Annotated in this window: 9 protein-coding genes; 8 read left to right on the forward strand and 1 reads right to left on the reverse strand. The window is 44.3% G+C overall.

Going from position 1 to position 14,167, the window contains the following annotated elements; genetic code table 11:
- Positions 1-354: 354 nt before the first annotated feature.
- A complete protein-coding gene (locus ABLA33_RS01505) occupies positions 355-1,365 on the reverse strand; it encodes an alpha/beta hydrolase (RefSeq protein WP_347718967.1) in 1,011 nt (336 codons plus the stop codon).
- 1,232 nt (positions 1,366-2,597) lie between these two features.
- On the opposite strand from ABLA33_RS01505, the gene ABLA33_RS01510 reads away from it, so the two are divergent.
- The 8 genes from ABLA33_RS01510 to ABLA33_RS01545 all read left to right on the forward strand — a co-directional run bounded on the left by ABLA33_RS01510 (position 2,598) and on the right by ABLA33_RS01545 (position 14,166).
- Positions 2,598-5,552, forward strand: a complete 2,955-nt coding sequence (locus ABLA33_RS01510; RefSeq protein ID WP_347718968.1) for a SusC/RagA family TonB-linked outer membrane protein — start codon at positions 2,598-2,600, stop codon at positions 5,550-5,552.
- Positions 5,549-6,955 carry a RagB/SusD family nutrient uptake outer membrane protein gene (locus ABLA33_RS01515; protein ID WP_347718969.1) on the forward strand — a complete coding sequence of 469 codons (1,407 nt, stop codon included), beginning with the start codon at positions 5,549-5,551 and terminating at the stop codon, positions 6,953-6,955. The genes ABLA33_RS01510 and ABLA33_RS01515 overlap by 4 nt, the downstream gene beginning before the upstream one ends.
- A 20-nt stretch (positions 6,956-6,975) precedes the next feature.
- Complete coding sequence (locus ABLA33_RS01520) at positions 6,976-7,668, forward strand: DUF4843 domain-containing protein (protein ID WP_347718970.1); 693 nt, start codon at positions 6,976-6,978, stop codon at positions 7,666-7,668.
- 61 nt (positions 7,669-7,729) lie between these two features.
- Positions 7,730-9,256 carry a hypothetical protein gene (locus ABLA33_RS01525; RefSeq protein ID WP_347718971.1) on the forward strand — a complete coding sequence of 509 codons (1,527 nt, stop codon included), beginning with the start codon at positions 7,730-7,732 and terminating at the stop codon, positions 9,254-9,256.
- A 40-nt stretch (positions 9,257-9,296) separates the two neighbouring features.
- Positions 9,297-10,688: a leucine-rich repeat domain-containing protein gene (locus tag ABLA33_RS01530; protein ID WP_347718972.1), complete on the forward strand. Its 1,392-nt coding sequence runs from the start codon at positions 9,297-9,299 to the stop codon at positions 10,686-10,688.
- 28 nt (positions 10,689-10,716) lie between these two features.
- Positions 10,717-11,349 carry a hypothetical protein gene (locus tag ABLA33_RS01535; protein ID WP_347718973.1) on the forward strand — a complete coding sequence of 211 codons (633 nt, stop codon included), beginning with the start codon at positions 10,717-10,719 and terminating at the stop codon, positions 11,347-11,349.
- A 1,186-nt stretch (positions 11,350-12,535) separates the two neighbouring features.
- Complete coding sequence (locus ABLA33_RS01540; RefSeq protein ID WP_347718974.1) at positions 12,536-12,925, forward strand: TerB family tellurite resistance protein; 390 nt, start codon at positions 12,536-12,538, stop codon at positions 12,923-12,925.
- 11 nt (positions 12,926-12,936) lie between these two features.
- A complete protein-coding gene (locus ABLA33_RS01545; protein ID WP_347718975.1) occupies positions 12,937-14,166 on the forward strand; it encodes a hypothetical protein in 1,230 nt (409 codons plus the stop codon).
- Position 14,167 lies beyond the last annotated feature (1 nt).

A 14,167-nucleotide genomic window follows, 5' to 3' on the forward strand; every position in this document is an offset into this window, starting at 1 on the left:
AAAGAGGTACGGCTTTTAGTTCCTTTTTGTTTGAAATGCTTACATCGTGTAGATGCTTACGAAATGCGAGCAGGAATCTTGAGGGGGAGCAACGGTATATTTATGAAAGCTGTACTTTCTTTGTGCCTATTTATTCTTAAGGTAGTGCCTAATTTGTTGTGCTTTTAGGGTTAGCAGTTGTTCTCTTGGTTCTTTTTGTCTTTTTGCAAATGTAGATTCTTTTTTTTTGTGTTTTGTGAAAAGAATTTGCAAAACATTTGTGTTTTTTTTGTTAGTAGAAGCGTTTTTAAGTTAACATCTACGTGCGTTTTTAATAGAAAACAAGGGGGGTAAGGGAGGAGGAGTTATCCTTTTTCATTGAATGCCGTTGAGGAAATTGCTAACGGTTTTGACTGCTTCGGAAAAGGCTGTGGGCTGTCCAGGAACGGTGATGAACAGATGCGAAGCGGTTGGGTAGATATGATAGCTTACGGGGCGGTTCAGGCTTTGCAAGCGTTTGACAAAATCGGCAGTCTGATCCAGCAGAATATCGTGACCAGCAGAGATGAAGAGTGCTGGAGGCAGTGTTCTCAAAGTTTCATCGCTACATAAACCTACTGATGCAAGCGGATTCTTTTCGTTGTGATGAGCATAAGCCTCGTTGAACGCTTCAAGCAGTTCTGCATCATTCCCATATCCTTTCGCATATTTTTCCCACGAAGCCGTTGGCTCTGTAAAGAGTTTTGTTACGGGATAGATGGAAATGACTTTGAAGATATTGGGTACAGACATGGTTGTGGCCAATGCCAAATTTCCTCCTGCACTATCTCCTCCAATCGAGATCTGTGTAGAGTCGCAGTTCCACTCTTCCGCATGCATTTTAAGAAAGGAAATGGCTTGCTGACAATCTTCAAGTGGGAGAGGGAAAGGGTGAGCAGGTGCGAGGCGATAGTTGAGCGCGGCAACAATGCAGTCTGCTTCCAAGGCAACAGCGGCACAGAAGCGGGCGCAACTGTTGATACTTCCAAAACACCATCCGCCGCCGTGCAGATAAAGCAGTATGGGGCGTTTGTGCGTGGAAGTTTTCTTCGGCGAGAACAAACAGATATTTGGCGATGGGTAAAACGCTTTGACATCCTCTGGCAGTGTCGGTGCTTGATTTCTGCTCTCTCTTATTTTTTGCAAGTCCGAATCATTACCCTGCATGGCCGCACGAACCGCAAGCATCTGCATGTGTTGCAAACCTGGTTTCATCTTAGCCAGAAAGGTTTGTTCCTCAATCAGCATTTTTTGTTGCAGAACAGAATCGGGATATATAGCATGAACTGTTAGTGAGGATAACGCCATAGATGCCGAAAGGATATATTTGAATGCGTGGAGCTTCATTGGTTAAAGTTTTTAATCTTTTGATGTTGTGCGAAGTTATAGCTTATATTCTTTCTCGGCAACGGCTATCTGCTAAAACTTTTGTTGCAGGATATTTTTTTATGCTTTGCAGGATAGATTGTCTTTGTGGGTGTTGTGCGACACCTCCGGTGTCGGAAAAGTTGTCGGCATCACCATCCCACGGGTTCGCCCTTCGGGCATCACCCGCGGTTACGCATGGTGTGTCCCCGCTGGGGACAGTGGGTGCGGGCTGGGAGGTTTCCCTTTTTTCTCTCTCCACTTCTCCACTTCTCCACTTCTCCACTTCTCCACGGGTTCGCCCTTCGGGCATCACCCGCGGTTACGCATAGTGTGTCCCCTATGGGGACAGTGGGTGCGGCTCTCATCATAAAAAGTCTGTATAGTCTCCGTGGCTAATCTATCTCAGCTTTGCACATTACCCCTTTACGATCTCAGTTGCATCCTCGCAGCGTAGCTCACGCCTCCGGCGGAGGCGCACCATGCTTAACCGCGGGTGATGCCCGAGCTGTGGCGAGGGTGAACCCGTGGATAGGCAGGACACCATCAACTTCCGACGCCGGCGGCGTCGCACTGCAAGCGTTGAGGGAGTAACAACTGTGGATGCAGTGCGACACCTCCGGTGTCGAAAAGTTGTCGGCATCACCATCCCACGGGTTCGCCCTTCGGGCATCACCCGCGGTTACGTATGGTGTGTCCCCCGCTGGGGATAGTGGGCTATTTCTTCTCCTACCAAGAAAAATAAACTCTGGGGAGGAGTGTGTTTTCTCTTAGTTGCGGCCTTATTTGTCGCGCTCAAAAATACAATAAGGGCGTGAGCTGACGCAATAAGGATGTCAGCTGACAGCCTTATTGTATTTTCAAACGCTATAAGGATATTTTCGATGGCGCATATCGCAGCCGTATTTGCCTATTCCAGAGGCTTTTAAGTGCTTTATTTATTCCGGCGTGGGAGAACAAATAGAGCTTGCTCTCCCTGATTCTTCCGATCCGTTTGTCCTGCCGAGTGTCAGCCGTCCGAAAGAGAGGTGCTGTTGTGTGGTTTTGCTGCAAAGATTACTTCATAGAATACCAACTTGAGGGTATTGCCCCATTTTAGAAAAGGTAGCTCCTTTGCACTGCCAATAAATAAAACTCGTAAAAATTAGGTGATGATAATATCTCGTTGCTTTTTTCAAAGTAGCCTTTATATACTTGTCTTAATCTTTTTCTGTTTGCCGCTTTCAGCCCAAAAGGGTATGGTAAGCGGCGTGGTGCATGCTGACGACGGAACGCCTTTGGAACATGTTGCTATAAAAGCTACAGATGGCAAAAAGGTTTTGGCTACCACACAGTCCGATGCAAAAGGGCTTTTCACTATCAAGTTGCCTGCAACGGCTGTTGAACTTTCTGCTCAGTTGCTGGGGTACAAAGCAGCAGTGCTGAAAGTATTGGATAACCGTACGACTTATCATTTTGTTCTCAACGAACAGGCGGAAAAGATAAGCGAGGCAGTTGTTACGGGGTATGTAAATAAGCGCAAAGAAAGTTATACGGGGGCGAGTTTTGTTATAGACCATGAGACGCTTATCAGGCAGACTAATACGAACCTGCTGGATATGATCAAGAACAATACTCCGGGGTTTGAACTGATACCCAATAATGAATATGGTGCAGACCCCAACCATATTCCCGATATGGTTTTGCGTGGCCGCAGCAGTTTTGTGGAGGGCGATCGTACCAATTTGCCGTTGTTTATTCTCGATGGGGTGGAAACAGATGTGCGCGTAATTTTTAGTTTGCAGCCTGCTTCTATTAAGCAAGTTTCGGTGTTGAAAGATGCAGCTGCTACTGCATATTACGGTTCTAAAGCAGCCAATGGTGTGGTTGTGATTACTTCGATGCCCACAAAAGCTGGCCGGTTGCAGGTTGATTACGATGGGCGTTACCAACTGTCGGTTGCGGACCTTTCGGCTTACCGTCTGCTCAATGCCGCAGAAAAATTGGAATACGAACGCATGGCAGGTATTTATGGCGACTTAAAAGGTAGCAGTCAAACCGACTTGGAGCGTCAGAAAGTGTATTACGAAAAGCTGGATCGTGTGAAAGCGGGCGTGAATACAGATTGGTTGCGCATGCCATTACGTACAGGCGTAACACATCAGCATAACCTGTCGTTTATGGGGGGTAGTGATATTTTTCGTTATCGACTCATGGGCGGATACAGTGGTACGAACGGAGTGATGCAAAAGAGCAATCGACATACGGCATCACTGTATGTCAATTTGGTCTATGGAGACTGGACACGGCTTTTTATCCAATATACGGGTAGAGTGGAAAGTACATCAAGTGGTGATGTGCCTTACGGTAGTTTTAGTAACTATGCACTGCTTAATCCTTACGATGCCCCCTATACCGCAGCAGGGGTATTAAACAACGAACTTTCTTTTGGAAAACCCAACCCTCTTTATGAGAAGAGTTTGAGCAGCTATATCAACAGTAGCGCCCGCACCATGAGCAACAGTCTGCGCCTGCGATGGAACATTGGCGGAGGATTGCGAATAGAGGGAACTGCAGCTTTAACCGAAACACAAACCGATGACGAGAGCTTTTTTTCGCCACTGTCGCAACGCTTTCTGTATGTGGAAAAGCAAAAGCGGGGGAGTTTCGACATCTTGCACAGTCGTCATGCCGATATATCGTCCAGTATTTTTGCCGTATGGAATAAAGCATTTGGCAAATATGGGCAGCACCTGCTCAATCTTACGTTGGGAGCAAACGTACAAGCCATAGAACAGAAGTCGGACGGATTCATTGCAACAGGAGTGTTGTCCGACAAGGTGGATCATGCTTCCATGGCGAAATCTTTTGCCGAAGGGTCTACTCCGCAGGGCAACCGAGATCGTGCACGCATGTTGGGCGGCTATATCAATGCGCAGTACGTCTATGATAACCGCTATTTTATAGACGCTTCTTTTCGTCGCGAAGGGTCTTCTAAATTTGGTGCACAGCAGAAATATGCTCCTTTCGGAATGTTGGGCATAGGTTGGAACGTACACAAAGAGAGTTTCATGACTAATGGAGTTGTAACGCTACTCAAAATTAGAGCCAGCGCAGGCATTGTGGGCAACGTGAATTTCCATTCTTATCAAGCACGGCAGGCATACAGCTATCGTTCGGATTTGATTTACAACAACCAGATAGGAGCTGTACCAACGGCTTTGGCAAATACCCATCTGAGATGGGAACGCACCTTGAAGCGTAATGCAGGCATCGACTTTGCGCTATTTGACGATCGTGTAAGCGGTAGCTTCGATGCTTACCTAAACACCACCAACGATTTGGTGATGACTGTTGCCAAACCTGCTCACACAGGTTTTTTGAATGGCAAAGAGAATTTGGGGCAGATACGCAATGCTGGTGTTGAACTCTCGCTGAGAGGACGCGTTTTTAGCGGCAGACCGTTGGGTTTGAATGTTTACCTTACATTGAGTCACAATCGTAATCGAATAGTGAAGATAAGCGACTATCTGCGCAATCGCAATGCCGACAACGTGAAGCAGGGAAACAGTCGTTTGCCCGTTCCGCTTTATGCGGAAGGCGAATCGCTCACGGCTCTCAAAGTGATGCGCTCTGCGGGTATCAACCCAGCCAATGGTAGAGAGGTTTTTATCAAAAGAAATGGTGAATATACTTACACTTATGACTATAATGAGCGACAAGTGGTGGGCGATACCTCTCCAGCGGTGCAAGGCACATGGGGATTTTCGGCAACCTGGAAAGATTTTTCGCTTACAGCTGCGTTCAACTACCGATTAGGTGCAACATTATATAATAGTACGCTTGCCACAAAAGTGGAAGGAGCAGATCCTCTCACCAACGTAGATAGGCGTGTTTTTTACAGTCGTTGGCGGGAACCAGGCAGTGCGGCACTTTTTAAGCACATCGCCTTGCGCGAAGCAACGCCACCAACGTCGAGGTTTGTTGCCAAAGAATATGTGCTGGAGGGTACATCGTTGATGCTGGCATATCAAGTTCCGAGCAACCTTTGTCGCGTATGCCGCGTTGCAGATGCGCGTATCTCGCTTTCTACGGGGCAGTTTTTTTATCTATCCACCATCAAGCGTGAGCGCGGACTTGCCTATCCTTTCGCACATGTTTTTGAAATAGGACTGAATGTAAAGATATGAGAAATATAATAGTCACTTTATTATTGCCGCTTGTTCTTACAACAACAATGTTGCAAGGATGCGGATTTGTGGATATAGATACGCCCGGACAAATAGACGGAAAGAAGATGTATGCTGACGAACAAGGTTTCGAGGACGTACTTACAGGAATATATGCAACATTGGCAAAGCCAAATCTTTACGGCCGCCAATTGTCGTTCGGATTTGTTGACGAGATTGCACAGTTGTATTACAACGACCACGAGGCAGCGCTCACAACGCTAACAAAAACTTACGACTTGCAATATCGCGACACTGACGTAAGGAAGCAAATAGATCGTATTTGGGAATCGGCATTCTTTGCAGTGTATACCATAAACGATTTGCTGCAACAAGCCGAGGGGAAACATTTTGCGCATTTAGATACTTATAAAGGTGAGGCGTTGGCTTTGCGAGCTATGCTACATTTCGATATGTTGCGTTTGTTTGCTCCGAATTATTCTCGCCCTCACGAGCTTTCTATTCCCTATGTCACCAAAACAAGTACGCAACCTTCGCCACGACTCACCGTCGACGAATGCTACCAGCACATACTTGCCGACCTAAATAAAGCCGATAGTTTGTTAGCATCATCATCGGCCAAGCGCACACCTGCTGAAATGTATGTCAGTCGTTATGCAATAAAGGCTCTTAAAGCACGAGTATATATTTGGGCAGGAAACAAGAGCGAAGCTGCCAAGTACGCAAAAGAGGTAACGGAAGGGCCTTACCGAATGGTGAAAGAAGAGAAAGTGTTGCAACTCTTTATGGGGTATGCCGCCACGAGTGAATGTGTTTGGGTGCTCAATGCACCAAAAGCCTATCTCGATGTTCGACAAGCGTTCTATCCAGCGCGTAGTACCGCCACTTGTAATATGGTGAGAAATAATTACAAACGTCTGTTCAGTACGTCCACTTTCACACCTACCAACAACGATTATCGTTTTCAGGCATACTTCACACAAACCAATTGGGGACGGCCAATTGTGGCTTTCACCAAGCTGTACGACAAAAATTATGAAGAGACGCAAGAGTGGCAGGCGGGCAGAATACCGGGAATAAATATGATACGATTGCCCGAGATGTACTATATCCTGGCTGAAGCATTGTACGATACTGACCGCAACGCCTCTCTCGAAGCACTCAACACTGTGATTACCGCTCGCGGATTGCAGCCTCTTTCATTTTCAGAAATTGCTACATCAGAACGTTTCCGCCAAGTGCTTGTTGATGAAATAAAGAAAGAATACTGGGGAGAAGGACAGATCTTTTTTACCTACAAGCGGTTTGAAATGCCGATGGAGGGGCTCAATAGTAAAGTGTTTGAGCCTAACGATGCAACTTACATACTGCCGCTGCCTCAGAGTGAAGAAAATAAAGACTGAAGAAGAAAATACGAACCGCAATGAAAAAAGTATACACTATAATTTGTCATTTGTGCCTGTACGCGATGTTGGTATTGAGTGCTTGTTCGTGCACGCAGGATGAGAGCTTTTCTTTTCGAGGCGCATTGGGAATCAGTTTTGAACGTGCCTCTTATCGTCTCGCCATGGGCAGTTTACCCTATTCGGTTGCCGATACGGTGATACGCATACCCTTAACAGCAGTAGGTTTGGCGAGTACATCACCAAGAAGCTATCGTTTGAAGGTGATAGATACGGTAACAACAGCAAAAGCAGGTGTGCATTTTCAACCATTCTCTACCGAGCGGATATTACCTGCTGGCGCAATAAGCGACACGCTCCGCATAAAGATTCTTCGTAGAAATCTGAACGAAGATAGTCTCTACGTGCTGACTGTTGGTATCAGCGAAAAGACTGAATTGCCTCCCATCATTGCCGAACTGTCAAAGATGCAACTCGTTTTTGATAATCGCCTCGATATGCCGACATGGTGGCCAGAACTGGCATATTGGTTGGGCGAATATGACAAGAAAAAGTATCAAAAGTTTATCGAGTGGAACGGCTCGCCTGTCACTCAAAAAGAGATGAACGAGCGCAAATACGAATACCTGCGCATTTTCAAAAAAGTGAAGGCGTATTTTGAGGCTCATCCACAGGAGGGCGTCAACTTCCCCGATGTGCATTGGGAGGTGTAATTCCAAACTTAGAATAAAAATAGAAGACGCGTGAAATATGATTCAAAATAACAATATAAAAATGAAGAAAATTTACAATTTCCTTTATGCCTTGCCGCTTCTAATAGCACTTTTTGCGGCATGTAGCGATAAAGAACCTAACAATGTCGAAACTCCTACTGCAAAACTTGTTGCTGTGACGGGAATAGAAAAAGCATACAGCATAAAGCAGAAAGCGCATTTGAAGCTTAAGCCAGTGCTTAACTTCTCGGAAGGAACAAAGCAGACAACCGCCTATGAATGGATTATTGACAATAATAAAGTGAGTACGGCAGATTCTCTTGATTATGAATGTACTGTATTGGGCAAACATACGGGTACGCTGAAAGTTATTGCCGAAGATCAAACGGCTAAGTTTGCCGACTTTACATTTTATGTATATTCTGGCTACGACCAAGGCTTACTACTCTTTACCGAGGGAAAAGACGGCGCCATGCTTGCGTACAAATCTCTCGACGTACAAGAAGCACCTGCTGTGCGCAATGTTTTTGCAGAGAGCAATCCAACACTTTCGTTAGGTAAAACGCCATTAGCACTTTGCTGGACAGGCGAGTGTATCACCAACCCGAATAACATTGACGATACGGGAGGTCTTGAAGTCATCGTAAGTACCGATTCTCCGCGATGCATCTATGCTTTGAATGCCAGTACGATGAGCGTGTTAAGTAAGATTGACTATGACGGAACGGCAACCGATTTTTTACCGAATCACGCCTTTGTACCTTTCGGTATGCAAAACCGACTTTGGGGCGCAGAGGGCGGAAGTGTTTATTTCACCGGCAACGGGAAAGATTATCTTATGACACCCGAGCGTCATTTTGTTGTGGGGAAACGTCGTCATCAGCTGCCCGCAGGTGCAAAAATTGCTGACCTCTCTTGCAGTTTGATAACCAACCCCATGGATATGCTTCGCGTTTACTTTGACACGGCTTCTAAACACCTTATTTATATTGGCGGCATACGTGGTATGGTAGAGGGAAAAGTAAGTTGCCCAGTTACGCCGATGACTTTGTTGGCGTGCGATGGTAGTTACGCTGAAGCAAATGCTGATAACCGTTACGAGCCTAAACATGCGCTGCTTGTAGGTAGCAGAAGTGGTAATGGTGTAACAGTTTACCGTTTTGCCCCTACGGCGAATAAAGCAGAAGAGAGTTTGTTGGGAGAAATAGATGCCACGGGGCATATTCTGCCCACTTCTGCTGTCGGCGTAAATCCTGTGCGCCCATTGCTCTATTATGCCGATCATGCGGGTAATATCTACGTTATGAACTACGAGGGGAAGAGCTTTTCTTCTACTCCTTACATCAGTCTTGGTCAGCAGTATGACGTAAAAGCTATTGTCTTTAATCCGTATAATCCCAACCGCATGTATGTGGCTGCCGAAGACTCAAAGGCTGAAACAACGGCGTGTGCGTCCATCTTCATTGTTGATGTTAGCAACAAGTCTGCTGCAAAGGTTCTTTATAAAGAAGATCGTGTAGGCGGTAAGATACACCGACTGATCTATAAGGGCAACGGCAAAGAGAACCGAGCAGCCACACATGACTGATAAACCAAAGAAATAAATCATCAATTTTAATTTTATACAAATGAAAAGAACTTTACTTTTTTCTATGTTGTTTGCTGCTTCAGCAGTCTCTACTTCTGCTTTTGCGGGAGAAAGAGCAACAACATTCTATCCTCTTCAAACTCTGATGGCGGCAAACAAAACACCAACGCCGATACCGGACGGAGTGAAGATAGAAAACAATGTCGTGGTGTCATGGCCCGCTGCACTTATTCCTGAAGACCGACAAATCGTTCTGCCAGAAGGTATCGTGGGTATTGGCTATCAAGCATTTGCCGAAACTCCGTTGCGCAACATCGTTCTTCCCTCTACGTTGCGCACCATTAGCAAAGAGGCTTTCTTTGCTTCTGCGCTTCAGGCGGTTGTCATACCTGAAGGCGTAGAGACATTGGGCGAAGCGGCTTTCTCCAACTGCCATTCGTTGATTGCTGCTTCTTTGCCGTCGACCATCAAAAACATGGGCAATAACATGTTCATGTATTGCGACAAACTTAACAATGTGCAACTCAAAGAGGGGCTTACTGCCATTGGCGAAAGTGCGTTCTTCAAATGTACGGCATTAGCAAATATCGCTCTGCCGAAATCGTTGGAGAGCATTGGCGACGGAGCATTTAATGGCTGCTCTGCTTTGGAAGAGATTACCATTCCCAATGGCGTTACCGAGATTGGAAACAATGTTTTTGATGAATGTAGTTTCTTGCAAAAGGTAAACTTCCCCGCAAGCGTGACAAGAATCGGGCGTTCTGCCTTCCACAATTGCGTAGGTTTATCAGGCATTTCTCTTCCCGAAGGATTGAAGACAATCGACGGACTGGCATTCTATGGTTGTACGTCGCTCTTCGAAATCACAACTCCTGAAGGCCTGGAATTGCTGGGAGCTTCGGCTTTTGAAGATTGCACGGCGCTCGCCTCCGTAACATTGGGTAAGGGCTTCACTGTTGTCAATCAAAAGGCTTTCAAAGGTTGCAAGGCTCTGCAACAGATAACGCTGCCCGAAGGCGTTGAAGAACTGAAGCCTTTCGTCTTCCAAAATTGTACGGCACTGACGGAAGTGACGTTCCCCTCTACGTTGAAAAACATCGGTCTGAATGCTCTTGTGAATTGTTCGAGCCTGTCGAAGGTTACTTGTAATGCCACAACGCCACCCGTTCTGAAAGGTAATGTGTTCAACAAAACGCCCAACGGAAAGACCTTAGTGGTGCCCGAAAGCAGCATCGCGCAATATCAAGCCACTCAATATTGGGGCGCTCCCAGTTTTGCAACGGTTGTGACGGGTATCAGTAGCCTTGCGCCAGCAGAAGAGCAAACAGCAGATGTATATACACTGCAAGGCGTTCGTTTGGGTACGAAAGCCATATGGCCCTCACTACCAAAGGGACTTTATGTGGTAGGAAATAAAAAAGTAGTAAAATAATTTATTTAAATTTTTAATATATACAACAATGAGAAAATATCTACTAACAGCAGTTATTGCGCTCTTAAGCATGCAGAGTTTCGCACAGAGCGTGGCCGTGTTCAATTTTGCAACTAATCCATGGGGGATAGAAACCTCAACACAGGGCGACGAACCCGAAGTAGGGAAGATTGAAGATGGCAAACCTCTCGAGCAAGATGGCATCAAACTTTCTTGTCAAAAAATAAGCGCACGATATTGGAACCGCATAATGGACGATAAGTTCAAATGGTACACAAACAACACCGTGAGCTTCACTGCTCCGGAGAATGTGGTGATAACAAAAATCGTCTTCAAATGCCTTCCATATCAATGCGACTTGGCAGAGATTACGCAGACTGGTGGCGTTTACCAATGCGACGACGATGAAAAAGACAATCAATATTCATGGACGGGACGTGCCGCAATGGTGATGTTTAAGGCAACAAATACTTCTACGTTTAAGAGTATAGAGGTCACCTACGCCCCCGAAACAACCACTTCCATTGCCAACCTCAAGACGAAAAAAGCACAAGGCAATTATATATATACATTGCAAGGGAAGCGCTTAGGTACGTCAGATTTGCTCCCATCGCTGCCGTCTGGCATCTATATCGTTAATGGTAAAAAGATCATAAAATAAAAAAGTTGCGTTTTTGTTGTCACGCCGTCAGATATAACCAGCGCTGTTTTGATAGCGAGATTTTTAGATAGCGTGACAACATTCTTTTTTTGACTCATCCCCGAATTGCGTTGGTATTATATCCGTGCAATTTCGGGGATGAATCATCTTTCCTCCTCCGCATCAGTTGCATCCTCACAGCGTACCTCACGCCTCCGGCGGAGGCGCACCATGCTTAACCGCGGGTGATGCCCGAGCGGAGCGAGGGTGAACCCGTGGAGGTGTGTATAGAGAGGACTCCGACGCCAGCGGCGTCGCACTGCAAACGTTGAGAGAGTAACAAGAGTGGGTGCTGTGCGACACCTCTGGTGTCGGAGGTTGGGGCGGCCTCTCTCTCCACGGGTTCGCCCTTCGGGCATCACCCGCGGTTAAGCATGGTGTGTCCCCGCTGGGGACAGTGGGTGGACAATGAGTTATTTCTTCTCCTACCAAGAAAAACAAACTCTTTGGAGGAGTGTGTTTTCTCTTAGTTGCGGCCTTATTTGTCGCGCTCAAAAATACAATAAGGGCGTGGGCTGACGCAATAAGGATGTGAGCTGACAGCCTTATTGTATTTTCAAACGCTATAAGGATATTTGCGGTGAGAACTTTTTTGACTAATGGGTTACTTTTATGAAACTTTTCATAAGTTCCTTTTTCTCGGTATTACCGAGAAGATATTCCTATACTTTAAAAGTTTAGCGAACACTAATACTTTTATACACTCCTTTCGGAAAACGTCACAGCTTATTGATCTATAAAGGATAACGCTCTTTGAGATGGTGGATATATCTTGATTATATAATTTTTATAGGAAAGAAATGTTTAATAAGTTTTTTTATCTATCTTTGTCCTCGAACTTCCAGTACACCTGTATGCAGGTGTGCGTTATAAAGGGTTCAACATAGAAAAAGAGCGTTTGACATATTGTCCTTTCTCGAAATCTGGAAAATTTTAACTGCTAGGGACAGTAGGCGATACGCTCACGCTTGGGATTATTGTACCCTCTCCAAAGGGAATAATATACCTCAATGCGTGGGCTATTGTTTATAGTTTAGCAGTGGGTTTTTCCAGAACCTCGAGAAGACTATATTCAATAGTTCCCACGCTTTTCCCATTTAATAACGGCTTACTTCTAGGGAACGATGGGCATCATTATATCTAAAATATGGAAGGAAGACAATTACAGTTTTTAGAGCTATACCGTATGGTTTTGGCTGATGGGATTGCTCATCCTAAAGAAATGGAAACTCTATATCGTATAGGGGTAGAGAATTATGGCTTAACAAATGAACAAATCACCAAGGAGATTGCAGAAGAAAGTTTTTCCACTTTTATTCCTGAAACCCCAGAAGACAAGATCAAATTACTCTACGAACTTGCTCTTATTGCTTGGGCAGATGGAGTAATAGAAGAGTCGGAGAAGAAATTACTAAAACGATATGCAATTTTATTTGGCATCAAAGAAGAATTATCCGACGAATTCGTCAACTTCTTGCTTAAAAAGGTGCAAGACAATGTAAGTGAAAACGAGATTACTAACCATTTTGAATTTTGATTATGAATATCATGAAACTTAATGTTCGTGACTATTTCTCATCCAGTAGTCCTAAAGAAAAAGATATGCAGGAATCCAGCATAGAGCAAAACCCTAATTCAAAACAGGAAAAAGAAACTCATCGACATTGGGGATTAAGAATGTGTGCAATAGCAAATGGGAGTAGGCAGACTTTAGTTCCCTATCTACATTCTGTATATCAGCACATATATAATGAACAATCAAGGAATCAGGAAGTTCAAGATGCACTCTATGGTAAGCTACAAACTCAAATAAATTGTAAAAATAATGAGATTGAACACCTGAAACAACAAATAAATGCTTCTAAGCAACAGCAAGCAGAATACCATAATCGTATTGCAGAGCTAAAAGAAGAGAAAGACACCCTCAAAAGTAAAGCATACGAAGTGAATAAAGAAGCAAAGATTAAGCTTATCTTAGGAATGACGATCTTGATGCCATTAACCTTATATCTTTTTTTATTCTATAGTTCAACATTCTATTCCGCCTTCTTTAAGCAATGGGCGGAAGACGCTAATGTTATGAATGCAATGTTTGATGCTAATGCCTTGAGTAATGCCGCTAATGCAAGTACAACAGTACTATGTTTTGTCTTATTTGCGCCTGTTATCTTTATGGGATTAGGTTTTTCTCTCCATTTTTTCAGTGTACAAGAAACATGGACTAAATATATAAAGATGATGGCTATAATAACCGTTACATTTATCTTTGATGCAATATTAGCCTATATGATAGGAAAGCATCTCCACGAAATAGAGGTAATCATAGGTACGGCATCATTAGGTAGTACTTATGGCGTAACAGATGCATTAAGTGATATCAATAGCTGGGCTGTTATCTTCTGTGGTTTTATAGTATATATCATCTGGGGTATAGTATTTGATATGACAATGACTGCCTATAACAAATTGGATCTTAACAAGATTAGAACAAAATCTATCGATAAATCTATCGAAGACACTCAAAATTTGCTTAAGCAGGAAAAGAATAACGAAAGTTCTTTGGAGAAAAGCGTTCATGAATTGAACAATCAGATAGAGTCAATTGTTTCACAAATTTCTAATAAAGTTCTCATTGATAAATCTGCTATTAGGACTGAAATGGTTAATTTCTTTTCTGGGTGGATGGCACAAATGAATGTTTTGGGACTATCTTCTGACGAGCAACAACTTTCTAACGATACCTTTAATCAAACTTTAATATCTTTTTCTTTAAACTAAA

The organism is uncultured Alloprevotella sp., assembly GCF_963536905.1.
Lineage (GTDB): Bacteria > Bacteroidota > Bacteroidia > Bacteroidales > Bacteroidaceae > Alloprevotella.

What these genes read in the sequence shown, in the direction of transcription:
- ABLA33_RS01505 (WP_347718967.1), bottom strand. Translation starts at nt 1,365, where the DNA reads ATGAAGCTCCACGCATTCAAATATATCCTTTCGGCATCTATGGCGTTA.
- ABLA33_RS01515 (WP_347718969.1), top strand. Translation starts at nt 5,549, where the DNA reads ATGAGAAATATAATAGTCACTTTATTATTGCCGCTTGTTCTTACAACA.
- ABLA33_RS01520 (WP_347718970.1), top strand. Translation starts at nt 6,976, where the DNA reads ATGAAAAAAGTATACACTATAATTTGTCATTTGTGCCTGTACGCGATG.
- ABLA33_RS01525 (WP_347718971.1), top strand. Translation starts at nt 7,730, where the DNA reads ATGAAGAAAATTTACAATTTCCTTTATGCCTTGCCGCTTCTAATAGCA.
- ABLA33_RS01530 (WP_347718972.1), top strand. Translation starts at nt 9,297, where the DNA reads ATGAAAAGAACTTTACTTTTTTCTATGTTGTTTGCTGCTTCAGCAGTC.
- ABLA33_RS01535 (WP_347718973.1), top strand. Translation starts at nt 10,717, where the DNA reads ATGAGAAAATATCTACTAACAGCAGTTATTGCGCTCTTAAGCATGCAG.
- ABLA33_RS01540 (WP_347718974.1), top strand. Translation starts at nt 12,536, where the DNA reads ATGGAAGGAAGACAATTACAGTTTTTAGAGCTATACCGTATGGTTTTG.
- ABLA33_RS01545 (WP_347718975.1), top strand. Translation starts at nt 12,937, where the DNA reads ATGAAACTTAATGTTCGTGACTATTTCTCATCCAGTAGTCCTAAAGAA.